General features: G+C 66.9%; 34 protein-coding genes. 10 read left to right on the forward strand and 24 right to left on the reverse strand.

Going from position 1 to position 24,184, the window contains the following annotated elements; translation table 11 throughout:
- Positions 1-124: 124 nt before the first annotated feature.
- Positions 125-1,459 carry a zinc-dependent metalloprotease family protein gene (locus ALI144C_RS44720; protein WP_076993316.1) on the forward strand — a complete coding sequence of 445 codons (1,335 nt, stop codon included), beginning with the start codon at positions 125-127 and terminating at the stop codon, positions 1,457-1,459.
- Here the strand turns inward: ALI144C_RS44720 and ALI144C_RS44725 are convergent.
- Positions 1,456-2,094, reverse strand: a complete 639-nt coding sequence (locus ALI144C_RS44725) for a class I SAM-dependent methyltransferase (RefSeq protein ID WP_076993317.1) — start codon at positions 2,092-2,094, stop codon at positions 1,456-1,458. The genes ALI144C_RS44720 and ALI144C_RS44725 overlap by 4 nt on opposite strands.
- A gap of 162 nt (positions 2,095-2,256) precedes the next feature.
- Here ALI144C_RS44725 and ALI144C_RS44730 point away from each other — a divergent pair, with 162 nt between their 5' ends.
- Positions 2,257-2,670, forward strand: coding sequence for a nitroreductase family deazaflavin-dependent oxidoreductase (locus ALI144C_RS44730; RefSeq protein ID WP_076993318.1), 414 nt, complete (start codon positions 2,257-2,259; stop codon positions 2,668-2,670).
- Between the two features lie 7 nt (positions 2,671-2,677).
- On the opposite strand, the gene ALI144C_RS44735 is transcribed toward ALI144C_RS44730, so the two are convergent.
- The gene (locus tag ALI144C_RS44735; protein WP_076993319.1) at positions 2,678-3,364 is read right to left on the reverse strand and encodes a hypothetical protein; all 687 of its coding nucleotides are present in this window, start codon (positions 3,362-3,364) and stop codon (positions 2,678-2,680) included.
- Positions 3,365-3,488: 124 nt separating this feature from the next.
- Between ALI144C_RS44735 and ALI144C_RS44740 the strand changes: the two genes are divergently transcribed.
- On the forward strand, positions 3,489-4,532 hold the full coding sequence (locus ALI144C_RS44740; protein WP_076993320.1) for a sensor histidine kinase: 1,044 nt from the start codon (positions 3,489-3,491) through the stop codon (positions 4,530-4,532).
- Complete coding sequence (locus tag ALI144C_RS44745; RefSeq protein ID WP_076993321.1) at positions 4,529-5,176, forward strand: response regulator; 648 nt, start codon at positions 4,529-4,531, stop codon at positions 5,174-5,176. The genes ALI144C_RS44740 and ALI144C_RS44745 overlap by 4 nt, the downstream gene beginning before the upstream one ends.
- Here ALI144C_RS44745 and ALI144C_RS44750 read toward each other — a convergent pair.
- From ALI144C_RS44750 to ALI144C_RS44770, 5 genes are all read right to left on the reverse strand, one after another.
- Positions 5,163-5,915, reverse strand: a complete 753-nt coding sequence (locus ALI144C_RS44750) for a glucose 1-dehydrogenase (protein WP_076993322.1) — start codon at positions 5,913-5,915, stop codon at positions 5,163-5,165. The two genes, ALI144C_RS44745 and ALI144C_RS44750, sit on opposite strands and share 14 nt — an antisense overlap.
- Before the next feature lie 44 nt (positions 5,916-5,959).
- On the reverse strand, positions 5,960-6,793 hold the full coding sequence (locus tag ALI144C_RS44755; protein WP_076993323.1) for a helix-turn-helix transcriptional regulator: 834 nt from the start codon (positions 6,791-6,793) through the stop codon (positions 5,960-5,962).
- 503 nt (positions 6,794-7,296) lie between these two features.
- Entirely contained in the window at positions 7,297-8,136 is an 840-nt protein-coding gene (locus ALI144C_RS44760; protein ID WP_076993324.1) for a helix-turn-helix domain-containing protein, read from the reverse strand.
- A gap of 13 nt (positions 8,137-8,149) precedes the next feature.
- Complete coding sequence (locus ALI144C_RS44765; RefSeq protein ID WP_076993325.1) at positions 8,150-8,647, reverse strand: DUF6879 family protein; 498 nt, start codon at positions 8,645-8,647, stop codon at positions 8,150-8,152.
- Positions 8,647-8,853, reverse strand: coding sequence for a hypothetical protein (locus ALI144C_RS44770; protein ID WP_076993326.1), 207 nt, complete (start codon positions 8,851-8,853; stop codon positions 8,647-8,649). Before ALI144C_RS44770 ends, ALI144C_RS44765 begins: the two co-directional genes overlap by 1 nt.
- 197 nt (positions 8,854-9,050) lie before the next feature.
- On the opposite strand from ALI144C_RS44770, the gene ALI144C_RS44775 reads away from it, so the two are divergent.
- The 6 genes from ALI144C_RS44775 to ALI144C_RS44795 are packed head-to-tail and all read left to right on the forward strand — an operon-like array spanning position 9,051 to position 11,220.
- Positions 9,051-9,296 carry a hypothetical protein gene (locus tag ALI144C_RS44775; protein ID WP_076993327.1) on the forward strand — a complete coding sequence of 82 codons (246 nt, stop codon included), beginning with the start codon at positions 9,051-9,053 and terminating at the stop codon, positions 9,294-9,296.
- The gene (locus ALI144C_RS44780) at positions 9,293-9,697 is read left to right on the forward strand and encodes a hypothetical protein (protein WP_076993328.1); all 405 of its coding nucleotides are present in this window, start codon (positions 9,293-9,295) and stop codon (positions 9,695-9,697) included. Before ALI144C_RS44775 ends, ALI144C_RS44780 begins: the two co-directional genes overlap by 4 nt.
- Positions 9,694-10,077: a hypothetical protein gene (locus ALI144C_RS44785; RefSeq protein WP_076993329.1), complete on the forward strand. Its 384-nt coding sequence runs from the start codon at positions 9,694-9,696 to the stop codon at positions 10,075-10,077. Before ALI144C_RS44780 ends, ALI144C_RS44785 begins: the two co-directional genes overlap by 4 nt.
- Complete coding sequence (locus ALI144C_RS56070) at positions 10,074-10,241, forward strand: hypothetical protein (RefSeq protein WP_168211507.1); 168 nt, start codon at positions 10,074-10,076, stop codon at positions 10,239-10,241. The genes ALI144C_RS44785 and ALI144C_RS56070 overlap by 4 nt, the downstream gene beginning before the upstream one ends.
- Positions 10,238-10,699, forward strand: a complete 462-nt coding sequence (locus tag ALI144C_RS44790; RefSeq protein ID WP_076993330.1) for a RapZ C-terminal domain-containing protein — start codon at positions 10,238-10,240, stop codon at positions 10,697-10,699. Before ALI144C_RS56070 ends, ALI144C_RS44790 begins: the two co-directional genes overlap by 4 nt.
- Positions 10,700-10,719: 20 nt before the next feature.
- Positions 10,720-11,220, forward strand: coding sequence for a hypothetical protein (locus tag ALI144C_RS44795; RefSeq protein WP_143231233.1), 501 nt, complete (start codon positions 10,720-10,722; stop codon positions 11,218-11,220).
- A gap of 76 nt (positions 11,221-11,296) precedes the next feature.
- Here the strand turns inward: ALI144C_RS44795 and ALI144C_RS44800 are convergent, their stop codons facing one another.
- The 17 genes from ALI144C_RS44800 to ALI144C_RS44880 form a co-directional block, all read right to left on the reverse strand.
- On the reverse strand, positions 11,297-11,587 hold the full coding sequence (locus ALI144C_RS44800) for a hypothetical protein (protein WP_076993332.1): 291 nt from the start codon (positions 11,585-11,587) through the stop codon (positions 11,297-11,299).
- A gap of 53 nt (positions 11,588-11,640) precedes the next feature.
- Entirely contained in the window at positions 11,641-12,513 is an 873-nt protein-coding gene (locus ALI144C_RS44805; RefSeq protein ID WP_076993333.1) for a glycoside hydrolase family 25 protein, read from the reverse strand.
- A gap of 13 nt (positions 12,514-12,526) precedes the next feature.
- The gene (locus tag ALI144C_RS44810) at positions 12,527-13,006 is read right to left on the reverse strand and encodes a hypothetical protein (protein WP_076993334.1); all 480 of its coding nucleotides are present in this window, start codon (positions 13,004-13,006) and stop codon (positions 12,527-12,529) included.
- Positions 13,007-13,019: 13 nt separating this feature from the next.
- Complete coding sequence (locus tag ALI144C_RS44815; protein WP_143231234.1) at positions 13,020-15,227, reverse strand: hypothetical protein; 2,208 nt, start codon at positions 15,225-15,227, stop codon at positions 13,020-13,022.
- A 3-nt stretch (positions 15,228-15,230) separates the two neighbouring features.
- Positions 15,231-17,360, reverse strand: a complete 2,130-nt coding sequence (locus tag ALI144C_RS44820; RefSeq protein WP_076993336.1) for a phage tail tape measure protein — start codon at positions 17,358-17,360, stop codon at positions 15,231-15,233.
- Positions 17,360-17,632 (reverse strand): hypothetical protein, encoded by a 273-nt coding sequence (locus ALI144C_RS44825; RefSeq protein ID WP_076993337.1) that lies wholly within the window; start codon positions 17,630-17,632, stop codon positions 17,360-17,362. The genes ALI144C_RS44820 and ALI144C_RS44825 overlap by 1 nt, the downstream gene beginning before the upstream one ends.
- Entirely contained in the window at positions 17,632-18,045 is a 414-nt protein-coding gene (locus ALI144C_RS44830; RefSeq protein ID WP_083753938.1) for a hypothetical protein, read from the reverse strand. Before ALI144C_RS44830 ends, ALI144C_RS44825 begins: the two co-directional genes overlap by 1 nt.
- A gap of 160 nt (positions 18,046-18,205) precedes the next feature.
- On the reverse strand, positions 18,206-18,520 hold the full coding sequence (locus tag ALI144C_RS44835) for a hypothetical protein (RefSeq protein ID WP_076993338.1): 315 nt from the start codon (positions 18,518-18,520) through the stop codon (positions 18,206-18,208).
- Between the two features lie 3 nt (positions 18,521-18,523).
- Complete coding sequence (locus ALI144C_RS44840) at positions 18,524-18,880, reverse strand: hypothetical protein (RefSeq protein ID WP_076993339.1); 357 nt, start codon at positions 18,878-18,880, stop codon at positions 18,524-18,526.
- Between the two features lie 12 nt (positions 18,881-18,892).
- Positions 18,893-19,294, reverse strand: a complete 402-nt coding sequence (locus ALI144C_RS44845) for a hypothetical protein (RefSeq protein ID WP_076993340.1) — start codon at positions 19,292-19,294, stop codon at positions 18,893-18,895.
- Between the two features lies 1 nt (position 19,295).
- Positions 19,296-19,700 carry a hypothetical protein gene (locus ALI144C_RS44850; RefSeq protein WP_143231235.1) on the reverse strand — a complete coding sequence of 135 codons (405 nt, stop codon included), beginning with the start codon at positions 19,698-19,700 and terminating at the stop codon, positions 19,296-19,298.
- Entirely contained in the window at positions 19,697-20,299 is a 603-nt protein-coding gene (locus ALI144C_RS44855) for a hypothetical protein (protein WP_076993342.1), read from the reverse strand. The genes ALI144C_RS44850 and ALI144C_RS44855 overlap by 4 nt, the downstream gene beginning before the upstream one ends.
- A gap of 13 nt (positions 20,300-20,312) precedes the next feature.
- Positions 20,313-20,753: a hypothetical protein gene (locus ALI144C_RS44860; protein WP_076993343.1), complete on the reverse strand. Its 441-nt coding sequence runs from the start codon at positions 20,751-20,753 to the stop codon at positions 20,313-20,315.
- A complete protein-coding gene (locus ALI144C_RS44865) occupies positions 20,750-21,031 on the reverse strand; it encodes a hypothetical protein (RefSeq protein WP_076993344.1) in 282 nt (93 codons plus the stop codon). Before ALI144C_RS44865 ends, ALI144C_RS44860 begins: the two co-directional genes overlap by 4 nt.
- Before the next feature lie 3 nt (positions 21,032-21,034).
- A complete protein-coding gene (locus ALI144C_RS44870) occupies positions 21,035-22,213 on the reverse strand; it encodes a phage major capsid protein (RefSeq protein WP_076993345.1) in 1,179 nt (392 codons plus the stop codon).
- Positions 22,210-22,950, reverse strand: a complete 741-nt coding sequence (locus ALI144C_RS44875) for a head maturation protease, ClpP-related (protein WP_076993346.1) — start codon at positions 22,948-22,950, stop codon at positions 22,210-22,212. The genes ALI144C_RS44870 and ALI144C_RS44875 overlap by 4 nt, the downstream gene beginning before the upstream one ends.
- A complete protein-coding gene (locus tag ALI144C_RS44880; RefSeq protein WP_076993347.1) occupies positions 22,947-24,173 on the reverse strand; it encodes a phage portal protein in 1,227 nt (408 codons plus the stop codon). The genes ALI144C_RS44875 and ALI144C_RS44880 overlap by 4 nt, the downstream gene beginning before the upstream one ends.
- Positions 24,174-24,184: the final 11 nt, after the last annotated feature.

A 24,184-nucleotide genomic window follows, 5' to 3' on the forward strand; every position in this document is an offset into this window, starting at 1 on the left:
CGATAAAAACACCGTTTGACGGTAGTCATGTCGACCGATTGTTTGTAGGTTGGGCGGCCGATGAACCCATTCGGGTTAACTCGAAGGAGTGTTTCGGTTGTCGATCCCTGCAAGGGCAACCGGGGTGACTGCTGCAGTCGCAGCCGCCGCGCTGGTCATGCTCATCCCCGCCCAGGCGCAGTCCGCGCCGGAAGCGCAGTCAGACGGGCCTCGCTCGCTCGACGCCGTCTCACCCGTGGTGCTCTCCGCGCTCAACGGCCTCACGCCCGCGAAGGTGCTCCAGATGGCCAAGGGTGGCCACTTCCAGATCGACAGGGACGGCCGGATCAGATCCGTCGAGAAGAAGCAGGCGCCTGCCGCGCCGCCGACACGCTCGGCCGCGTTGGCCGTGCCACCCGGCGTCGACGTCTTCAAGCTGCACAGCCGCACGGGCTCCAAGCGCACGATCTACCTCGACTTCACCGGGCACAGCGTCGAAGGCACGGCCTGGAACGGCGGCGCCAGGATCGACGCGCCCGCGTTCGACGCCGACGGCAACCCGTCGTCGTTCAACGACGCCGAGCGCACCAAGATCTACGAGGCCTTCCTGTCGGTCTCCGAGGACTACCGGTCCTTCGACGTCGACATCACCACCGAGGAGCCGTCGGACGACAAGCTCACCCGCTCCGGCGACGCCGACGAGGTCTACGGCACCCGCGCGGTGATCACGCCGAAGGACGTCACCAACTGCGGGTGCGGTGGCCAGGCGTACATCGGAACGTTCGACGAGGCCAGCAGGCACGCGCGCTACCAACCGGCGTGGGCGTACGCGGACGGCGGCTACGACGGCAAGTCGATCGGCGAGATCGTCTCCCACGAAACCGGCCACAACCTCGGCCTCGGCCACGACGGCCAGTCGACGGGCGTGGAGTACTACGCGGGCCACACCAACTGGGCGCCGATCATGGGCGTCGGCTACAGCCAGCCGGTCACCCAGTGGAGCCGAGGCGAGTACACCAACGCCAACAACACCGAGGACGACCTGGCGGTCATCCCGGCCAACGGTGCCCGCACCCTGGCCGACGACTTCCCGAACGACCCGGCCGCAGCCGCGGCGCTCACCGGCGGCCAGCCAACCACCGGCATCATCACCACTGACGCCGACGTGGACGTCTTCGCCATCCAGCACGGTGGAGGAACGCTGACCGCGAAAGCAGTCCCCGCGATCTTCGCACCCAACCTCGACATCAAACTCACTGTGCGTGACGCGAACGGCAACGTGGTCGCGACCGTCGACCCCCCGGTGCGGCGCGTGTCGTCCACTGTGGCGAACGGCCTCGACGCGGCTTTCTCCCAGGAACTCGCGGCGGGTCGGTACACGTTCCAGGTCGAGGGAACGGGTGCTGGCAATCCGGCTTCGAACGGGTACTCGGGGTACGCGACTCTGGGTCAGTACACGTTGACCGTCGACGCTGGCTAGCGCAACACGAAGACCTTCGTCAGGCCGAACGGCGATCCGGCCGTTCGGCGTCTGGCGTGGACGAGCTCCCGTGCCAGGGTCGCCCGGCCTGTCCCGAGGATGACGCGTTCCTCCACCGGGTTGTAGTAGATGATCTTGAGCTGCCTGGGGTTGCGGTCGAGCGTGGCCACCAGGCGCTCGATCACCTCGGCGAAGACCTTTCCCTGGAACGGGTTGTTGAAGAACACGACGCTCACGTCGTCGGGGATCTCGTAGTCGAGCACGTCCGTCCGCACCAGCTGGATGTCGCGGCACTGCAGTCGCTGCCGGGTTCGTCGGACGTTGTCCTGGGCTATCTCGTGCAGTTCGGTGGACAGTTCCACGCCGATCACCCGGCCGAAGGGCAGCCTGGCCGCCTCGAGCACCATGCGGCCCATGCCCGAGCCGAAGTCGATGAACACGTCGCGCTCGGTGATCTGCTTGCGTGACAGTGTCCTGCGCAGTGTTCGCCAGCTCGCGGCCACGTAGTAGCCGCGTCCCTCCCCGGCTATGCCGAGTTTGTCCAGCTCGATCAGCTCCGCTGTGCGGACGCCGTATCTCTTCTCGTAGGCCAGCTGTCCGAGGGTTTTGCGGAGCCGTGCGTAGGTGGTCTTCATGGCTCGCTTCCGGTCGGGGTCGTACCCGATTAGTCCGTTTTCACCCAGGTGGGGGTTACCGGTCGCGTGAATCCGGTACCCCGCAAGGACTGTCCGAGGGAACAATTGGCAGAATCATGACGTTCTCGCGCGAGAAGGCTATATGATGAAAGGTACTTTCCGATGTCTGACTTCAACACGCAGGTGATCGAGGAGTTCCGGGCCAACGGTGGCAAGGTCGGCGGCATGTTCGAAGGCGCGCCGATGGTCATCCTGACCACGACCGGTGCCAAGAGCGGCAACTCCGTCACCAACCCGCTGATGTACCTGCCGGACGGCGACCGGATCGTGATCATCGCGTCCAACGCAGGTGCGGACAAGCACCCGGCCTGGTACTACAACATCAAGGCCAACCCGGAGATCACCATCGAGATCGGCACCGAGAAGTACCAGGCCACGGCCGAGGAGGTGACCGACCGCGCCGAGCGCGACGCCCTCTACGCCCGGATGGTCGAGATCGCCGAGGGCTTCGCCGAGTACGAGCGCAAGACCGACCGCCTGATCCCCGTCTTCGCCGTCACCCGCAAGCAATCCTGACGCCTCCTCACCCCAGGGTGCTGAGGTACGCGAGCCCGGCAACGCCCAGCGCGGCCGGGATCGCGACCAGCACCGTCTTCCGGCTCAGGCGCGGAGCTTCCCGCAACCACTTGACCCCAAGCGGCACGAACGCGACACACAGCCCGACGGTCCCCACGATCGAGACCACCTCCGTGCCCTTGAGCACACCCAGCGGCAGCAAACCCATGGTGGCCAAAGCGATCGCGCGGATCACCCCCAGCGTCCGGTAGGCGCCGAAGGCCAGCACGTACCAGCCGAACATGATCGTGAACGACAGGAACGTGAACAGGTGCGTGTCGTGGTAGAAGTTCGCGACGAACGCCTTGGCCGGCTCCAGCCCGGAATGGCGCAGCACGCTGAACGCCGCGTGGTCCACCCCGGAGTGGAACGTCCGCTCGACCAGCCCGACGGTCACCAGGATGCCACCCCACGCGCCCCACACCCCGCCGATCGTCCTGGCCAGCCCGGCCACGGCAGCCACCATCAGCACGTTCCCGGCGAGGAACGTCGTGTACGCGGCCGTCATCAGCACCGGGTGATCGGCTGCGGCGGCCAGCTGGTCCGGGAAGAAGAAGTTGTACGGCGACCGCAGCAGCGTGCCGGTGAGCAGCAGCAGCGGGCCCAGGACCATCGCGACACCGCACACCCGGCGGCTGGGGAACTCTTGTGTCATGGCGAAGACTCTGCCGATCGGCGGCCCGTCGGGAATCGGACCGCTGTGGACAGTTGCGGCTCCGCCTACGGGCCGGTGCCGTGATGGCCCGTCATACCTGGGGATGACCCGCTAACGTGCAGCCGTGGTCTGGGTCCGTGAAGTGCTGGTCGCCGCGTTGCTGCTCGCCGTGGACATCGGCGTCGCCGGGAACGTCCTCAAGGACGAGCCGGGTGATCGCCTGCTCGTGGCGGCGATCGTCGTCGCGTCGCTGCTCGCGGTCGCCGTTGTCGTACGGCGCCTGTGGCCGGTGGGTGCGCTCGTGGCTGTCGTCGTGATCTCCGTTGTGGCGGCTTTCCTTGGCCTGCTTTGGGATCCGTTCGTCGCGGTGGCACTGGTCAGCTATCCCGTGGTGCTCCGGCGCGATGAACGGTTCGTCGTTCCATGCCTGGTGGCGGTGGTGCTCGCCGCTGTTTTCGGTCAATGGTGGTACGCCGTCGGCGTCCCGCTGATCCTCGCCGCGTGGGCACTGGGTTACAACGTCCGCGAGCGGCGCGCCCAGGCCGAGGAGCTGGAACGCCAACGCCACCACCAGATCGCGGTCGACGAACGCTTGCGGATCGCTCGAGAACTGCACGACGTGGTCAGCCACGGGATGGGCCTGATCGCGGTGAAGGCGGGCATCGCCAACCACATCGCCGACGCCCAGCCCGCCGCTGCGCGGGAGGCGTTGCAGGTCATCGAGACCACCAGCAAGGAAGCGCTCGTCGAGATCCGCAAGCTGCTCGGCCTGCTCCGGCAGGACACCGCGCCGTCCCTGCGTGACCTGGCCGACGTCGTCGACCGGGCGTCCTCAGCGGGCGTCGAGGTCGACCTGGCGATCGGCGACTGCGATCACCTGCCTGAGCCCGTCGCGCTGACGGCGTACCGGATCGTGCAGGAAGCCGTCACCAACGTGGTCAAACACGCCGCGCCGACGCGGTGCGCGGTGACCGTTCAGGCGGATGCCCATCAGGTGGTCATTTCAGTGGTCAACGACGGCGCCGTGACCACCGTGGCGCCCGGCGGTCACGGGCTGGTCGGGATGCGGGAGCGCGTCGAAACGCACGAAGGCGAGTTCACCGCCGGGCCACGGCCGGAGGGCGGATTCGCCGTGCGCGCGACCCTGCGGTTGGGTGACCGGCGGTGATCCGGGTCCTCATCGTCGACGACCAGGCGCTGCTGCGCGGCAGCTTCCGTGCGTTGGTCGACAACGAACCGGGCATGACCGTCGTCGGCGAGGCCGCGACGGGCACGGAGGCGGTCGAGCGAGCCGCGGCCGACCAGCCGGACGTCGTGCTGATGGACGTCCAGATGCCCGATATGGACGGAATCGAAGCGACACAACGGATCTGCGCGGCCCAACCGGCTGTCCGCGTGCTGATCCTGACGATGTTCGACCTCGACGCCCACGTTTACGGCGCGCTACGGGCGGGCGCGGCCGGGTTCCTGCTCAAGGACACCCAGCCCGCCGAACTGTGCAACGCGATCCGTGTCGTCGCGGCGGGCGAAGGACTGCTCGGGCCCACCATCACGCGCAAGCTGATCACCGAGTTCGCCCGCACACCGCACCGGCAGCCGCTGTCGCGTCAGCTGGAAGTGCTGACCGAGCGGGAACGCGAGGTGCTGACGCTGATCGCGCGGGGCCTGTCCAACGATGATCTGGCGTGTGACCTGCACCTGTCCAAGGGGACGGTGAAGACCTACGTCGGCCGCCTGCTCACCAAGCTGGACGCCCGTGACCGCGCCCAGCTGGTGATCATCGCGTACGAGTCGGGCCTCATTCCCCGGTAGGCCTGTGCACGCCGACCAGTCCGCCGTCGATGATCAGGTCCTGGCCGTTGACGTAGGACGCCTCGTCGGAAGCCAGGTACGCCACGGCGTCGGCCACCTCGGCGGCCGTGCCGAACCGGCCGGAGGGCACCGCCGCGATCACGCCCGCGTGCTCGTCGGCCGAGACGTTCTCGTGGAACATCGGGGTCTCGATGTAACCGGGGCTGACGGAGTTGACCCGGATCCCCTTCGGCCCGAGCTCCGCGGCGAACGTACGCGTCAGGTTGTGGACGGCTGCTTTCGTTGCGGCGTAGAGCGACGCGCCCGAAAGTCCACGGTGGAGCGTCCATGACGCGTTGATCACGATCGACGCACCGGGCGCCAGCAACGGCAGAACCTTCTGCACGGTGAAGAAAACGCCCTTGAAGTTGATCCCGATCATGCGGTCGAACTTGTCCTCCGTGACCTCGCTCGCCGGTTGGAACGACGCGACACCCGCGTTGGCGAACACCACGTCGAGCCGCCCGTACCGCGCCTTGATCAGAGCGGCCAGGTCGTCGAGCTCGGACAGGTCCGCGGCGTCGTTGCGTACCGCGTGGACTCCGGGCAAGTCCTCCACCGCGTCGTCAAGGCGTGTCTTGTCACGGCCAGTGACGATCACCCGTGCGCCGTCGGCGAGCAGCTTCCTGGCCGTGGCAAGGCCGATACCGCTGGTACCACCGGTGACCAGGGCGACCTTGCCGTCGAATCGTGAAGTCATGGCACAAGCCTGCCGACGGGGGACCGGTGACTACCAGTGCTCGGTCAACCTGGGACTGGCAGCACCAGGCTGAGCAGTCGCTCGACGCGCTGCGCCGTGCCGGGCCGGGGGTCGTACAGCTCGAGTGACCAGTCCGGGTGGTCGACGGGGACAAGCGTGGTCTTGTCGAAGTACAGCTCGCCGACGACCGGGTGCCGCACGGCTTTCACCGTCTGGACCGGAACATCGACGTCGTGGCGGGACCACAGGTCGGCGAACTCGCTGCTGGCGGCGCTGACCTCACCGACGAGCCGATCGAACTCCGGGTCGCCGGGGTAGCGCGCCGCGTCGGCACGGAACGCGGCGACGACGGAAGGCGCGACCGCCGCCCACTCGACCTGCATGCTGCGGTACCTGGTGTGGGTGAAGAACGAGATCAAGCAGTTGTGGTCGGTGTCGTCGTAACCGAACACCTGCCTCGTCGCGTCGTTGACCGCGATCAGGTTCCAGTGCTGGTCGTGCACGATGGCCGGCCTCGGGTGCCAAGCGTCGACGATCCGCCGCAACTGCGGGGTCGCGGTGCTGTCGCTGATCACCCTGACCGGCGGCGGGTTCAGCCCGGCCAGCAGGTACAGGTGGGACAGCTCGGGCACGGTCAGCCGCAGCGCACGGCCGATGGCATCGAGCACCTCAGGCGAGACGTTGATGGACCGGCCCTGCTCCAGCCACGTGTACCAGGAGACGCCAACCCCGGCGAGCATGGCGACCTCCTCACGCCGAAGCCCCGGCGTCCGCCGCTGCCCGACGGCGACGATCCCCACATCAGCGGGAGAAAGGCGCGCCCGCCGACTGCGCAGGAAATCACTCAGCTCCGCCCGTTTACCCACCTCAGCGGCCATGCAGCCAACCTAACAGGGCCCCGTGGATGCCCCCTCGGAGCACTTAGCCAACGCCCCGACACCCAACAACGTGTTGAGCCTCACACCCCCACCCCACTCACCCCCACCCCCACCCCCACCTTCACCCCACCCGCGCCCAGCCCCGGCGCCCGCGCGTCCTGTGCCCAGGGCAAGAAAGGAGGCGAAGCCGACCGTGGGGGGTTTGGGGGGCTCGGCCCCCCAAAATTATGACGCCTGACCAGGCGAAAGTCGCGAAGCGACTGAGCATGGTCAGGCTGAAGGCGTGGGCCCCCGGGGGATCGAACCCCGAACCCGCGGATTTCCGGGCAGGTTGTAGGTCCATGTTGGACTACGTTGCTACGCAGGATTTATGCACAGCAAGGCATGCAATCCCGTTGGTCGACGTTGGCCGGTGTTGGCCCGTATTCCGTCCGTTAACCGTCCCTCACGAAGATCAAGGCCCCCGGTTGCCGCAGTGGCGCCGGGGGCCGCTATGCACCGGTTCAAGTGGGTAGCGCCTCCAGCACGCGGAGAAACTGCGCCCGCGCCTCATCGCCTTCGGCCGCCGCCGTCCACAACGCGTCGGTGAGCTTCCGGTACAGCGCTACTTCGTCGGGGTCGGTGATCCGGTGCTCGCCCGAGACGCTCTCGAACCGCACCTCGGCGTCGAGCATGGTGAAGCCGTGCGGCAGCAGATGCGGGATTGGCCGGTACGCGGGAAGGACACCGACCCGCACATGCCGAAGCCCGAGCACCGAAACGAGTCGGTCTATCTGACCGGCCAGCACGTCGACCGGGCACACCGGGTGGAGCAGGGCCGCCTCGGCCAGCAGGATCTCGATGTGCTTGGACCGGTCGTACAGCACCTGTTGCCGAGCCGTGCGCGCGGCCACCGCGTCCTCGATGTCGTTGTTCGGCACGCCGAGAAGATCCGCCTGCGTCTCGAAGATCGCCCGCGCGTAGTCCGGCGTCTGTAGCAAGCCGGGGACCGCCATGATGTCGACCGCCCGGATGGTGCCCGCTGACTGCGCATCGCGGACGCCCTGCTCCTGGCGCTCGCGGTGACCATCGCGAACCTGTCGGCGCCACGTCAGCTGAGCCACCTGAAGGTCCCGCAACGCTGCCCGCATGTGTTCGGCCAGCGGCTCCGGCGCGTCGACCGCGCCGAGCCACGCCACGACGTCGGAGTCGCTGGCCGTCTGCTTGCCGCGTTCGATCTTGCTCACCTTCGACTGCTGCCAGCCGAGCACGGTCGCCAGCTCGGTGCCGCTCAGGCCCGCGGCTTCACGGATCTCGCGCAGCTTGTTGCCGAACGCGGTCCGGCGTTCCTCGAAGGTGGTCACGAGCTCCTCGTTGTCAGGTCAGCGAGCCGAACGGGACGGCCTCGCGCATCGCGAGATCCCGCCAGTTGACGTACTTGCGCACGATAGTGGGGTCGGTGATCAGCTCGGCGCCGTGCACGCCCTGGTCGCCGAACTCGAGTAACGCCACCTCGGCATCGTCGAACATCCAGTAGTCCTGTGTCGGCGCCTGCAGTTCGGCCGCGCGAGCCGCGGGCATGAACCGGATGTCCTCGCCCGCGTCGAGCGCAGGCGGCGTGATCGACAGCTCGAACCGCAGGTAGTCCGTGAGCGGGTCGGTCAGCATCCGCACCCGGCCGAGCTGGCGCCCTTGCGTCACCCACTCGCGGACTCGGCCCGGCCATCGGAACCACGACTGGTCGGTATCGCCCGCAAGGAATCGCTGCAGCGGCTCCTGCTCTTGCGGTTCGCGGTAGGTGCCTTGGCACTCCCAGCGCCACGCTGTTGTCCATTCGCGGCTGAACAGCTGCTGGAACTCTTCTCGCGACAGCATCACGCCACCGGCGGGAAGTGCTTGGCCAGCGCGGCCGGAATCTCGACGACGGTTTCATGGGCGGGCAAGCCACGCTTTCGGAGTTCGGACAGAGCCGCCTCGTCGGTGACCACCCACCCCTGCACGAGGAAAGTCCCCTTGTCTGTTGCGAAAACGCTCGGGCACCCAGTGTCGCCGGATTCGGTGCCGAGATGCGTGATCTTCATGCTGCTCTCCTTGGAAGATGTGCGCTCGCGCGCCAGATAGTGCCAACAACACCCAACCTCAGTCCAGCATGGCATCGGCTTACATCGTCCATAAGAGTGAATTCCGCGCAATATGCTCAACTTATGCTTGTATCTTGCTTGCGTTAGGCGCAGCATCTAGTCGCACCCACCACCGTGACCTACAGGGGCGATATGCGATGGCCGACTGGATCAGCGTCGACACCCTTTTTCTCGCCGACGCCTTCGGCAACCCGCGACCCACCCGAGTGGGAGTCGTGCGGGTCAACACTCGAATCGTGCTCGGATTCCAGTCCGGCCCAAAGGTCCTGCACACCGCCGACCTGCCGGATTACACTGTCGACCTCTCGGGCCTGAGTGATGTGATCACCACGCTCAACGAGCAGCGCCAGGTCCTCATAGACGCCAGCGGCGGTCTGTCATGATCGCCAGTCTGATCGCTCTGGGCGTGCTGATCGGTTGGATCCCGGCCGTCTGGATCGCCCAGGCCGTCTACGACTGGTGGACCAAGCCGGAGCGGGTGTTCCTTCGGAAGATCTGGCGCGCCGATCGCGCCGAGCAGCTACGCCACCTGTTCTGGGGCTCCGCCGACGTTGCAGCGTCGTGCGTCGAGCCCCCGCCCGCACCCGGTGCAGCACCACCGGGTGCGGGCCCCACACCCCGATCCACCGCCGTGCGCCCTCGTTGCGCGCCTTCCCCCAGCGGCGGCGGATCGGGCCACAACCCGGTCGGCGTCGGCGACCCCGATAACCCGGCGCCGACCGGTGACGCTGTGGCGGTCGCAAGCCCCCCGGTGGCCGCCACAGCCAAAGGAGCGGCGGCATGATGGCCAACAGCGACGTACTCCCCATCCCCGAGCCCGACTGGGACAACCCCGAACCCAGCGACGCGCCCGAGCAAGAAGAGACCGCCGCGTACGCGGGCTTGGTCAAGCTGCGCGACGGCCTCACCGAGTGGCTCGCGGCAACAGGTGGACAGTCGCTCAGGCCCGTGGAATGGCGGCAGATGGTCGCCATCCTCAACGCGGCTGCAGGGCGATGCGTCCTCGCCGACACCGACCACATCGCACACCACATCCGCGGCCAGATCGTCGTCCAGCCACACACTGCGGTCCCGCAAGACGGTGTGTGCGTCCGCTGTGACCTCCCGGTCGGGCACACCGTCCACGTCATCGAACACGACACTCCCCAGGAGATCACTCAGTGACCGCCAACATCCCCGAAGACGACCCCGATACCCCCGCGGGCCGCGCCGCGATGCTCCAACGCGCCGAGACCGGCATCGCCGACTCCAAGATGGCCCTCGGCGCCTGGGAGCAAACCGCCGCCAACATCCGGCAGATGCAGCAGGAAGCAGGCGACAACGAATGATCATCGGATTGCCAGGAAACCCGCACCTCCGGATCATGTCGTTCGGGTACGACTCCGATCGAGTGCCTGATGTCGACGTACTCGTCGACGCCCGGGACTGGTTCCCTGAAATCTCGCCAGAGCTGCGCGACCTGACCGGCCTCGACCAAGCGGTCGTCGACGCCGTCCGTGCTACGCCCGGCGTACCAGGCGTCACCAGGGCTCTCTACCTCGCCGTCAACACGCTCATCCGCTTGCAAGTCCGCGCCGTCGAGGTTGCGATCGGATGCGCCGACGGTCAACAACGCAGTGTCGTCATCGCCAACGAGGTCGCCAAGCTCGCCTGCGACGGTGACGGCTACGACGTCGAGGTCACCCACCGCGACGTCAAGAAGCCGCCGCCGGACTCTCGCCCGAGTACCGAACCGGCTGCCACGCCCGACGAGGGCAATCACGACGGCGATGTAACGGGACGATGATCAGTGTGGACATGCCGGGCATGACTCGGACACTGTCCTCGAATCGGCTGCTGCTCGTCGCACTCGGCGCGGTTGTCGTCATCACCTTGGTCGTGTTCGGCATTGTCCGGCTCGCCGCGCAGCCGACACCGGAGCCCGCGCCGGTCGCGCAGTCGACATCGACGTCCACCTCGGCCGCGCCAGCGTCACCGATGTCCGCCCCAGCCACACCGCCGCCACCGGCGACCACGCAGCCAGTCAGCCTGGCCGCGCCCACAACGGCCAGCGCGGCGGCCGAGCAGGCGTTCATCAACGCCTTGTCGGCGATCGACCGGGACATCGTGCACGGTAAGCCCGCGAAGGCGCTCGACCGCGGCCGGAACCAGTGCCAAAGCGTGGCCCAGACACCAGGTGACGAGGCGCGCCTTCTCCGGCTCGCCGAGCAGCGGTTCACGTCCCCGGACCACCCGCAGGGGTTCGGGCCGGACACCGCCAAGCGGATCCTCACGGCCGTGCGTACGCACCTCTGCCCGGCCGCCTGAGCACGACAAGAACGACATCTCCCGCGCAGAACGCCTCCTCCAGACCGGAGGGGGCGTTCTGCGTTCTGGTCGGGTATCAGTCGACCCGTTGGGTTGCAGGCCTGTACGCCTGGCTGGTCGAGTACACCGGTCTGGTCGCCGAGCCGACGAGCAGCCGAGCCAGCCATTGCGGCACGCGAGTCTCAAGCCAGCGCAGCACCGGGTACACCGCGGCGAGTACCGCCGGGTACGCCACTGCCTCCCAGAAGGTGTTGAGCACGAGCCCCACACCGTCGGGAAGAGCGAAGTGCACCACGAGGTAGGTCACCAGCGCGGACCACAGGCCCGGCAGGACGGTGCGCAGCCAAGCAATCACCTTGTCTGACATACGTTTGTCGCCTTTCTGTCATGCGACCCGCTATAGCCGAGTGGCCAGAGCGGTCACGATGGCGCCGGGCCGGTCACCCGAACGTCGACGGTGACGACCTCGGCCATGGCCTCCCGGATGATCACCTTCATCTCATCCGCGGTGACGTCGTCGGCCGCGACCAGGTCCACCAGCTTATTGATCACGGCGTCCTGTGCCTGTGCCATCTTGATCAGCACGCTGGTGTCGTTTTTGATCTCGCCGATGAAGTCGCCAACCGCCATCTTCAGGCCGGTGCGACCGTGAGTCTCGACGTCGTTCCACTCCATGTCAGCCTCCGCTTCCAATCGCAAGTCCATATAGGACTCGTTGATGTCGGTGTTCTCGATGATGCCGGGCACGCGCCCGACGCTGGTGAACTGCCATGCGCACCGATACTTGTTCCATGCGTTGCTGGGCAACGTGTTCATGCGTCCGTTGTTCGGGCCGTAGTTGGCTTCCCACACGAACGTGCCGGGCACTTTGGCGCAGATTTCCGCCGCGCGCATGGCCCTCAGCTCGCTGGTGTTGGCATACAGCGCCACGCGTGGCACGAACCGGCGCAGCTCGGTCAGGAACCCGACCGAGAAGTCGTGCGCCTGCTGGCCGGTCCAGAGAACACCACTGTTCTCGATATCTAGCGCCGGGATGATTCCCCAGGCACCCAAGCGGTTCAGCTCGCCGAGGAACACGCGTGCTTGCTGTACTGGATCACCGTGTTGGGCGAAGTGGTAACCACCGATCGGGATGCCAACAGATTTCGCGCCGCGAACTTGGTTGTCGCCCTTGACGATGGCCGGGCCCTTGCCGTCAGTGAGCTTGACCCAGATGAACTGCACACCGGCGTTCCGGACGGCGTTCCAGTCGTTGACCGTCTGGTAGCGGTAGATGTCGATCCCTCGTGCCACTGCTTGCCTCCTGTCAGGGTGCGATTACGAGTAGGGACTTCTTGACGAAGTTGCCGGTGCTGCTGCCGACGCGGAACTGCGCGGTAAAGGTGTTGACGCCGGGCGTGATGGTGAACAGGTGGAACGACGTCGTCCGGAACGCGTCGCCGGTCGCGCCGCACGTGGTGATCGCCGCGTAGTCGTCAGACGCAGCGATTGTGGTCACACCGGACACCGCGACACTCATCCACGAGCCGACGGTGGCGGTGTTGTTGAACATCTGGGCCGACCAGATCGCAAGGGCCTTGGTACCCACACTGGTGAGCTGCACGGAAGGGCCACCCGCGCCGGTCAACGTCGGCGTGTACGTGGCGCTGGTGGTGGTGCCGTTGGCCACCACGTTCGCGAACTTCGCTTTGGCGCCCAACAGGTCCACGAGAGGCAGCAGGTCGGCGATGTCGTCTTCCAGCGCGTCCAGTGCGGACGCTCGCAGTTTCTGGCCGGACAAGAACATGGGTCTGCCTCCTTCACAGTCGCAGTACCGGGGGTTGCCAGACCTCCACCTGGGAGTGGATCGGCACGGCGATGGGCATCGGGTCGGTGGTGAATGTCTGCGGGCTGGCCGCGCCGGTGATGCCGGTGACGCGCACTTTCACCCCGCCGACGAGGATGTGGAATGGAAAGTCGTCGGCCGCGGTGGTCCACACCGGCCCAGCAGTGGTTTCCACCGCGAAACTGGTGGCGTTCACCGCGACCGTGGTGGTGGTGCGGGCGCCGTCGGTTTGCAGGTGGCACAGGTTCGGGTCGGTGTCGCCCGTCGTGGCGGCCAGCACGATGACGCGCCACGGGTCGAACGGCGAGCACTGGAACGTCACGAGCCACTGGTGGGGGTTCAGACTCATCTGCACCCCTTCGACGAACAGGCTGATCGTCGACGTGCCGAGCGTGGTGAAAACCTGGTCCACGTTGATCAGGTCGATGCGGCTACCCGGACGCAGGGCCAGCACCTGAGCGGCCAGGTGCGGCGTGGCGCTGAGGTTCACCGTCACCGTGGGGAAGCGGTAGCCCTCGACGGTGCCCAGGTTGACCAGCCACCCGGCATAGTCCTCGATCCGGCCCAGTTCGGTGCCGTGCACCGTGATCGACGTGTCGTACGTACCGATCACCGCGGTACCCTGCGGCCCCGTGACGTCCTCGTGGGTGTATTCGCCGCCGTACGCCCGGCTGGCGGTGGCCTTGTTGACCACCCTGGCGTCGTCGTGGGTGGGCCCGAACGGCGGGAACAGCTCCTTACCGCCGACGTCGATCGTCAGCGACGCTACGGCGTTCTCACGGGTCGCGCGGCACACGTAGGTCAGGCCGTTGGTGAGGCCGTCGAACAACACGCCTTGCTCCACCGTCTCACACTGCCGCAACAACGGAACGAGACCGTCTTTGGACTGTGGCCCCATCAGGCTCGTGTCGTCCGTGTTGCCGGTGTCGCCGATCACGGTGAGCGGGATGGCGTTCTCCAGACAGAGCCGCTCGATCCGGTCGATGGCGGTCTCGCCGACCGCGCCGAGTGTGTAGTAGGCGGGGTCACCCCCGAACGGCGCCCACGAGATGTTGTTCCAGAACCCGAGGTGCCCGAAATAGCGTGCGGCGTTCTCGGTGGCAAACAGGATGATGCCGTCTGGGTGCCGGATGGTCTGGCTGGCGATGTAGCCGCCGGTGACGAACGTGTCGTCGACCCACATGTCGATGTTCACGGTCGGTGTGCCGCCGGGGGCGGTCTGGTGGACCCAGAACCGCACGTGGTGCACGTCGCCGTCGAACAGCACGGACGTGGACGCGGTGGCCAAGTCGACCGGTCCGGCGCCGGGCACGTACCCGATCACGGTGACCTCTTTGTGGAAGGCGTCCATCCGGGCGCCCCACCCGGACTCGCCGCCTTCCAAGGACGACACCGAGGAGAACAGCCCGTCGACCGGGTCACCCTCGGCGAAGGACACCAGCAGGTCCAGAAACCACCACTCGGTGGTTTTCGGCGTGGCCGGAACGGGCGCTTTGAGGATGGCGAACTTGTTCAGTGACAAGCCTTCTGGCAGCCACGGCGCGAGCTTGCCTTGCCCGAAGTATTTCAGCGTCGCGTCGCCGGAGGTGCTGAGAAACACCGGGTCGATGAACGCTTCCCCGGTGCCGACTGTGGCTTTCGCCGACGATGCCAAGGGTCCCTCGTCGAGTGCGTAGTAGACGATCGGCGGGATGTTCACCCGTTGCGTGTAGAACCGGCGCGGCGCGGACCGCTCCACCTCGAACCCCTGCAGCAGCCGCCGAAGCGACCCGTTGGCCAGCACGTCCACGACAGGGATACGGCCGGTGATCGAGTCCCACGCCGGAGTGAACCCGGTGACGTTGCCCTGGAACACGGTCTGAAACCCGACGCCGTTGGGGTCAATGCGCACGCGCAACGGGACGTTCTTCTTCACGTTGGGCCAGTTCGGGCTCGCCCCGCCGAGAGAATAATTCGCGGCGCGGTTGTCCAAGGTCATCGTGCAGGAGGCTGGTTGTGTGGTGCTGGCCTCATCAGCACGCCCGTACTCGATGCTCATGGCGGGTTCGTCGCGCAGATCGCCGGTGACGTCGGTCCAGGTCCACAGTGCATCGTCGCCATGGATGTCGGCGCCCCAAGCGATTTCCACCACGACACGACCGCTTGCCCCCAGTGCGTGGGTGAGAAAGGCCTTACCTGCCATGGTTCACGCTGCCTTGATCTGGATCTGCCCGCCGCGGATGAGTTTCTGGATCACCGTGGCAAGTGCTGAGTCCGTCCCACCGGCGAAGCTGACCGCCACCTGCACAGCTGTCGGCCCGGTGCTCGAAGGCATGTAGCCCGACGCGCGGTAGCCGACCGCCGCCCGCCAGTCCTTACCGGCATTGATGGCGTCCAGGATGCGTGCGTTCTCGGGCTTGCTGGCGTGCTTCTCGGCGGTGATGTGCTCGCCCTTGCTGGCCCAGATGGGGTTGCTGTCACTGGTCCCCGAGCCGACGCCACCCACCCAGCCACCCGTGGCGAACGAGACCATGCCGCCGTTCTTGGACTTGAGCGGCAGGTTCTGCGGCGTGCCCACCACGCCGACCCGAATCGTGGCGTACAAGCTGTTGAGCCACGCCACAGTTCGGTTCGCCTGGTCGATCGCGTACTGCGTGTTCGCCTGCACCGACACCCAGCCGCCGGGGAGATGGGTCACTTGGTAGCCAAGGCGGTTGAGGTTGTCCTCGGCCTCTTGCGTCAGCCCCTGCACTTTCACGGGGGTGTTCGGTGGGAGGGTCCGCAGTCGTTCATGGATGTCGTGGACCTTCTCCCACTCGGCTTGCACCTTGATGTCGATCTCTACTTGCCGCTGCAGCTGCCCCACGGCGTCGGCGACCTTGTCGAACACGTCGATGGCGCCTTGTGCCTTCGGCGCGATACCGGCGAACGGGTCCCAGTTGTCCAGGAAGCTGCCCAACTCGTTGAGCCGCGCGGCCATCCACCCACCCAGCTTGCTCGCGCCCTCCTCCATGCGCCGAGACAGCTTGTCCATCTCGGTGTCGGTCGACACCGCCATCTTGTTCACGGCACCCGTGTACTGAGTCTGCGCGCGAGCCATGTTGACGTCGATGGCAGACACGACCTGTTTCATCGTGTCTTCCCACTGGGTGCCGAACAGCGCCACGCCAATGCGGTTCTGCTCGACCGGGTCCTTGATCTCCTTGATGCGGGTGATGATCGAGTCGACGGCGACCAGCGCGCCCGGCCCGCCGCGGGCGATGGCCTGCGGGATGGCCTGCGCGTCGAGCCCCAGGTTCTGTAGGGCCTGGCCGACTTCCTTCGATCCGTCGATCACGCGGATGTTCAGTTCCTTGAACGCGTCGGCGATGTAGTCCGTGTCACGGGCACCTGCCTGCAGCCCCTGCTGAATGACACCCAGCGCGGTTGCCCCGTCGAACCCCAGGTTGTGGAAGTAGCCCGAGTACTCCTGCAGCGTGTCGGCCCAGTCCTCGCCGCGGGAGCCGAGCGTCTGGTAACCCGCCACGAGAAGGTCCTGAGCCGCGGTCCAGTCCGGCACCAATCGGTTGGTGACCGCCGAACTGGCCGCACGGATGGCCTCGGGGACGTCGACACCGAAGCCCTGCACCACTTTGACCATCCGGGCGGCCACGTCGTCCTGGGCTGCTTTGGTCATCTGCGCCCAGCCCTTGACGTCCGAACTCAGCGTCGCGTAGACGGACGCGATTTGGTCCTTGGAGTCGCCGAGCCCGGAGGCGTACGCCTTCCCCACGCTCGCGCCGTACTTCTGCGCGTCGGCCGGGCTGAGACCCATCTGGTTCTGCAGCTTGGTGGTGAGCTTGGCCTCGCTCGCGCCAGCCTCCAGCGCGTTGCTGAGAATGCCCGCGATGGGGATCGCCGCGAGGGCCCCGGCGAACTTGCCGCCGAAGGACTTCCCTGCGGCGCTGCCCGCCTGAGCGGACGCGTCCTTGCCCACGTCCTTGATGGCGGCCTCGGCCTTGCCGGTATCCGCCTCCACAGCGATCCTGATCTTGTCTTTCTTGTCGATCCCCTTGATGGCGGCCTCGGCCTTGCTCACGTCGGCGTCGGCCGTGACATTGATCTTCTCGCCCTTGACCTGGTTGACCGCCTGGCTGAGCTTGTCCGCTCCGGCCGCCGCACCGGCGAACGCCTTCTCCGCCTTGGCCGCGTCACCGCTCAGCGCGGACGCCATCGCGCCACTGGACGACTTCACGTCGTTGCTCATGTCGTCGACGGCCCGTGCTGCTCTCTGGGCGGCTGCGGTGAGCTTCTTCTCGTCGCCCGCGAACGTGAGCTTGACCGAGGGATCGGCCATCAGTCGCTCCTGCGCAGCGCGAGGTGGTCAGCCAGCCGGGCCTCCAGCGAGGCGAGGCGTTCGCCGTGGTGCCCCTGCGTCTTGGCCACGTCGCGGGTGTCGCGCTCGATCCGGTCGATAGCGTCCCGTAGCGACGAACCGCCGTTTGGCACGACCTCCTTCACGACCTTGTCCTGTCGCTTGCGGCTCTTGACCAGCTCCACGAGGACCCCGACAAGTGCGACGAGAACGGCGCCGGTGGTGCTGATCAACGTGACGGCTACCCCGTTCATCAGCGCACGTCCAATCCGGACCGCTCGCACAGGTCGACGAGCTGTTTCGCCAGTTCTTCGAGGACTTTCTGGCGGCGAGCCGCGAACGCTGGCCACAGGTACCGGCCGCCCTTGATCTGTTCACGCCGGGTGGCCTTGCGCCGCCCTACGCGGCCGCCGAACTCCAGCCAGCCGTAGTACGGCACCCTGCCGCTACCGCCCTGGGCCCGCGCCGCGGTGCGGGTACTGCGCGCCTTCAGGCTCGCTCGCGCCTTCCCTCGCAGCACCGGAACGGTCGTCCGGGCTTGCGCCACCACGATCTCGGCCGCATGGTTGTTGGCCACCCGCAGCGCCTTTGGCGCCTCGGTGCTGATGCGCTTGAGCGACTTGGCAAGCGCGGTCAAGCCTTCGACGTTGATCGGCTCGGTGATCACGCGCGCTCACCCTCTCGCTAGTTCGTTGCGCTGGGCCTGGATTCCGTAGTAGACGCGCCACTTCATGAACTCCTCGGAGCTCATCTCCTGACGCATCCGGGCTACCGACCGCCAGCCCAGTTCCTTGGTCAAGAAGAACTCGAACTCTTCTTCGGGGTCGTCAAGAAACCCTTTTGTAGGCGCTCTTTTCAGCCTCCCGGCCGAAGCCGCTGAGGTCGTAGATGGCCTCGACGACCGCCTGGAACTCCTCCCCGGTGGCGATCGCCTGCCACTGGCCCACCTCGTCCTCGGTCAGCGCGGGGTCGACCATCGCAGCGGCCACGTAACGGCGCTCGGCGTCCTTGTCGCCGGGGTCCTGCCGCAGGGCCAGCACCTCAGCGCGGCTCAAGCCGCGCACCCGCACGTCGCCAACTTTAGGCAGGGTCACGACCGCCTCGGGCAGCCTGCTGCCGGTCAGCAGTGTCTGCTTGTCCATCTCCTACTTCCCCCGTTCGACCTTCAGGACGGCCACGGTCACACCCGTTGTGGCGGAGTAGTTCCACCACACCCGGCCGTCAGACGGTTGCGTGTACTCGCTGGGGAACGGGCCGATCGTCACGTCGCCGGTGTTCGCCGGGACGGTGTGCTGACGGCCGCCGTTCGTCGCCGCGACCCCGGCGAGGGTCTTGGCGATGAGCACGGTCACGGTCTTGGCTGACGCGTCCGTGTTCTTCACCCGCAGGTAGGTCAACCCGTCGTTCGCGGCCATGTGACCGTCCGCCGTCGCCGCGGTGAACGTCGGCGTACGGGTGGTCTCGGAGTTCTGCGTCTCCGCGTTCAGTGCCGTGCGAGCCATGAGCGTTCTCCCTTACGCCTGGTCGGCCGTGACGACCGCGCCGGACATGGTCAGATCCGCAGACCACTGCCGCATGTCCGCGACCGGAGCGGTCTCCTTGTAGGACTTGACCAAGACCTCGACGGTGGACTCGGGCTTACCCGGCCCGGTTCCCTCCGGTCGCGTGATCAGCTCGGCCTTCGTGCCCACCAGCGGCTCGATGACCGCCTTCGGACCGGTCGCCGTGTCGTCGTAGACACCGCCGATCGGGAACGAGCCACGCCGAAGACCACCTTCGTACGTTGCGTCGTCCATGCCGTAGCAGGTGGTGTCGTGCTCGTCGGCGTTCCGGTCCCAGTCGGACGAGTTGGTGAACGTTGAGATGTCGTTGCCATCAAGCAGAATGACGGTCTTCTTGCTGTGAACCGTGCCCATGTCAGGCTCCACTTCCTGTTGCCACGATGGTGAACCGGCAACCCAGGTATTCGGTTGCCGCCACCGAGATTCTTTGGAACTCCGCCACCGTCACGCTCACGTCGTCGCACGCCTCGTACTCAACCGCTTCGACAGCCTGCTTCACCGAAGCCGCACCGGCGCTGGACATGTACGCGGCGAGCTTGGCGGACTGCACCCGGTCCAGGTTCTGCCCGACCACCAGATAGCCGTACAGCTCGATCTGATCCACACCCCGGTCGTAGGTCAGGTCGAACGAAATCCGCTCGGGGAGATCCACCCAGAACGTCGGTGGGCTCGCTTCGCTGATGGGGTAGGCGAAGCAGCGGAGGCCTTCCATCTCGTCGGCCGCCGCTGCGATCTCCGCCATGACCTCGCCGACGTTCACGCCACCCACCATCCCCGGCGCACGTAGGACTGCAGGGACACGGCCACGTCGGGATCGACCCGACTCAGCAGCCGCATCTCGCCACCCGCATCGGGGCTGCCAGCGACCCCGAACGGACTGTCCCCCCGCGCCAGCAGGCGATTGGTCTGCAATGCCGTGGCCTGCTTGACGGGCACTGGCACGGCAGGCCACCCCCACCGGGTGGTTGCGATGACTTCGCCTTCTTCTCCGGTAAGGTCCGTTCCCCGCGGGAGGACGAGCTTTTCCCACGGCCGTCCCTTCTTCGCGGCGTTCAGCGGCAGGGCCAGCGACCCTGTGATCGTGGCGCCGCCAGCTACAACCGTGACGTCGGCGTAGAAGTCGTCGACCTCGACCACCCACCGGCACCGCTCGGACGACCACGTGGCGGTATATAGCCGGTCCTGGGGACCGTCGAGCGTGCCGAACTGCCGGTCGACTCCTTGGGAGCAGTGGTCATCCACGGACCGGCTGGCCGTCGTGATGGCCCACGCGATCCGGGCATCATCCGCGTCGTCCGGGATGTCCTTGTAGTCGCTCTTGTACTCGTCGACAGTGAGGTAGTCCGGCGCCCACGCCATCACGGCCGTCCCCTCACACCGAACGCGGCAACGCGAGGACCAGCACCTGCGCCACGAACGTGTCGGTGGCGCCCGTGCTGGTGACCCTGCACCGCAGCCACGGCCGGCCAGGCTGCACCCGCACGGACGCGACCGCGTACTGGTCGCTCGTGCCACCCGACAGCGTCCCCTGCGTCACCGCAGCGGCCGGGGCGCCGATCGCACCGGCGTTGTCCGGCGCGTCCTGCACGCTGAACGACACCGTGTCCGTCGTGCCCGCAGTGGACGCGTCGAAGATGACCAGCACCCGGTCACCGGCGCGGTACGGCTCGCCCGGCTCGCCCGCGGTGATGGAGGCCAGGTTGATGTCGTTCGGCGTGCCGAAGTCGAAGTTCGTCGTCGTCGCCGAGTTGATGGTGACCTTGGCCTTGCCGATCACCTTCAGTTCGTTCGCGATCAGTTCGCGCACCGTCATGGCTTCTTCCCTTCCCACGTGGCCGCGATGACGGCCTGGGCCGATGCGCACCACGCGGCGGCCACGCTCGTGTTGTCCTTGGCCAGCTGGTCCCAGGCGGGCAGCTGGTCGCCGTTCACCGCCGTGCCGTCGACGGCGGTGGCGTAGGCGTCGTAGGCGATGCGGCCGAGCCCCTCGCCCGGAATCGGCTCGCGTTCCTCGACCTCGGCGAGTGGCTCCGTGAGGGCCTGGCCCTCGTCGAGCTTCGGAGTCGTGGCCGTCTTCCTGTTGGCAGGCATGGCTTACGTCTCCTCCCCAGTCAGCGCGACATACGCGCCGGTGTTCTGCTGCGTGGCGTCCATCCGAGCCCACGCGGTGATCTCGATCTGGCGGTTGTTGGCCCGCGTCCACGGGTTGACCACGACCTCGATGTCGCGCACGCGCCGGACCACGTAGCCCTCGCGGAAGTCTCCGAACGCACCCCAGTTGACCTGGTTGTCGTTGGCGACGATGTCGGGGAACGCCTGGTCGATCACGACCGGGTAGCCCATCAGGGTGCCGCCGCCGGTGCCGGTGGCCAGGTCCGCATTGGCCGGTCGGAAGATCGGGTCTCCATGTGAGTCCGCGATTTTCTTGATTTCCCGCAACGACTTGTCGTTCATGCCCCACTTGCAGTTGCCGAGCTCGCGATAGGCCGGGTCCACCGCGTGCTCGAAGTTGACGAGGTCGTTGTAGGTGACACCGGCGGTGTCCGCGCCGATCTCGATACCGGTCAAGCCGAAGACCAAGCCGAGCGGCTGCTTTACGCCGTTGCCGCGCACGAGGTGCCGCGCCTGCAGGCGACGCAGACGCACCGCGAGCAGCCGGGAAACCAGTCCCTCGACGTCGAACGCGGCGTCCTGCATCAGTTCGCGGGGGATACGCAGCGCGTTTCCGCCGGAACCACCCACCTGGTACGTGTAGGCGCCGAGTCCGTTCGTTCCGAACTCGACGTCCGCGCCGGACACGAAGGTGCCGCCCTCGTCGACGACCTCGCCCTCGTTGCCGGTGTCGTCGACTGTCGGCCACGGCAGGGTCGCGCCGGTCTCGGTTTCCAGCGGCTCGGCTGCGGCCTCGATGCCGCCGAACTTCTTGAGCTTCTCGATGATCTTCATGCGGAAGCCCTCGGGGACGAGGTAACCGCCCTCGCTGCCGATGCCTTCCGACTGCGCGGCCACCAGGTCACCGTTGGCCTTGCCCGTGCGCATGTACCCGCGGAACGCGGCCTCCGGCGAGTCGTCCGTCCTGGCCGGAGCAACGTGGACGGCTGGCGCCACCGCGTTGTAGGCGGCCTGCCGGGCCCGAACCTGCGCCGACCGCTGAGCGGCCTGCAGCTGAGCCTCCAGCTGCTCGTAGTCGGCGACCTCCTTGTCGGTGAGGTCTCGCCCTTCGGCGCCGTCGATGATCGCCGTCATAGCGGCGGTGATCCCCTCAACGGTCATTTGCTCACACCTCCACGGCGTGCTCGGTCGCGAGCTCGGATGAGCTGCGAACGTTGGGTGTTTGTGGACGGTGCCGGGGCGTTGGCGTTCCCGACGGCCACACCGGCGCGGTTCTCAGCGCCGGAGTCTGATGTGTACGAATCGGCCAGCCCGGCCTCGACGGCCTGCTCGGCCGAGTACCAGGTTTCGGCGTCCATCAGGGCCCGCCAGTCGGCCCGGTCGCCCCCGGCCCGCTCGGCGTAGAACCCGCTGATGTCGTCGGCGGCCGCGTCGAGCAGGTCGGCGTACTCGCGCATGTCCCGGGCGTCGCCGATGGCCAGCCCGTGCGGGTTGTGGATCATCATGCGGGTACCGCGGCCCATGGTGACCGTGTCACCGGCCATCGCGATCACGGACGCGATCGACGCGGCCAGGCCGTCGACGGACACGTTCACGGTCGCCTTGTGGTTGCGCAGAGAGTTGTGGATCGCGATCCCGTCCCACACGAGCCCACCGGGTGAGTTCAGGTGCAGGTGGATGGTGTCGACGTCCAGCCCGGCGACCTCGCGCACGAAGTCGTCTGCGGTGATGCCCCACAACGAAATCTCGTCGTACAGGTAGATGGTCGCTGCGGCGCCGTCTGCCGCTTCCATGCGGTACCACGGGCGTTGCTCGTCAGCGGCCGACGCGGCGTACAGCGACCGCAGCGCGGTCATGTACCGGCCGAGCGCCGGATGGGTCAACACGGACGGTGTCATGCTGCTGCGGCCCCCTCCTTGGGACTGGCTGTGATCGGAACGCCACGAACGCGAACCACGTCGCCACCGTCGACGGGCGGCATGTTGCGGATGCGGCGAGCGTCGTTGATGGACAGAAGACCGGCGTCGACCTGCTTGATCAGCAGCTCGATCTCCTGCTCGGGCGACGGGCGCAGGAACGCGGTGTAATCAAACTCGGCTATCTGTGGCTTCGGGAGTAGACGCGTCAGTCGCTGCTCGATCCGGCCCGTGTACGCGGTGAGCGTGTATCGGTGGAGCCCGCGGTTCTGGATCTCGACGCCAGTGCCCCACGTGCTGACGGCGCCCGGGTCCATGAGCAGATTGGACGGAACGCCGGTCCAACGCGCGATCTCCTGGACCTGAAACTGCCTACTCTGTAGGAACTGGGCGTCCTCAGCGGACAGCGACAGCTGCTGAAACTTGAGCTTGCGGTTGATCACTGCGATCTCGCCCGCGTTCTCCGGCCCCGTCAGCTTCGCGTTCAGATCGTCCTTGATCGTCTTGGCCTCATCCGGTGTGACGTCCTCCTCCGGAGTGACCATCCCGGACACGCTAAGACCGTTGCCGAACATCTTCGCCGCAGCGTTGTCGCTCGCGATCGACGTCCCTAACCCGTTGCGCGCCAACCCAAGGACCGACAGACCGCGCAAGCCGTCGAGCGTCGGCCCCATGATCTGCGTCATGCGCGTCTCGTCGTAGGTCACCGATTGGGCTTTGCCGAACGGCGACTTTCCAAGGGAGACGAGGAATTCCTTCTGGCTGGTGTCGGTTCCGTTCTTGTCCTTGATCCACTGCGGCGTGACGGCCAGGGGGTGCACCGGGTACAGGCCGACGAGCGAGCCAGCACCGTTGTACCGGTGGAGCAGGTACGCGTTGCCGTGCAGGAACAGGTGCCAGCTGACGACCTCGGTCCACTCGAACTGGGTGTACGAGCCAGGCCCGGCGGGCTCCTCCAGCCACGAGGTGGCGCGCTGCCGGGTGTCGTCGGCCTTGTTGATGCGCAGCGCGCGGATCGGTAGCCCGGCGAGCGTGCCGCAGATCAGGGAACCGGCCCGGAAGAACGCCGAGATGCCGAGCGCGGTGTTCTCGGTGACCGTGACACCGGCCAGTGAGTGGCGGCCGCCGAACAGCTTCTCGATCAGCAGGGGATCGCTGATGGAGATCGTCGATGCGGTCGGCTTCCGGCGCCGAAACGGCCACATGTACCGGATGG

This window comes from Actinosynnema sp. ALI-1.44 (assembly GCF_001984155.1).
Classification (GTDB): domain Bacteria; phylum Actinomycetota; class Actinomycetes; order Mycobacteriales; family Pseudonocardiaceae; genus Kibdelosporangium.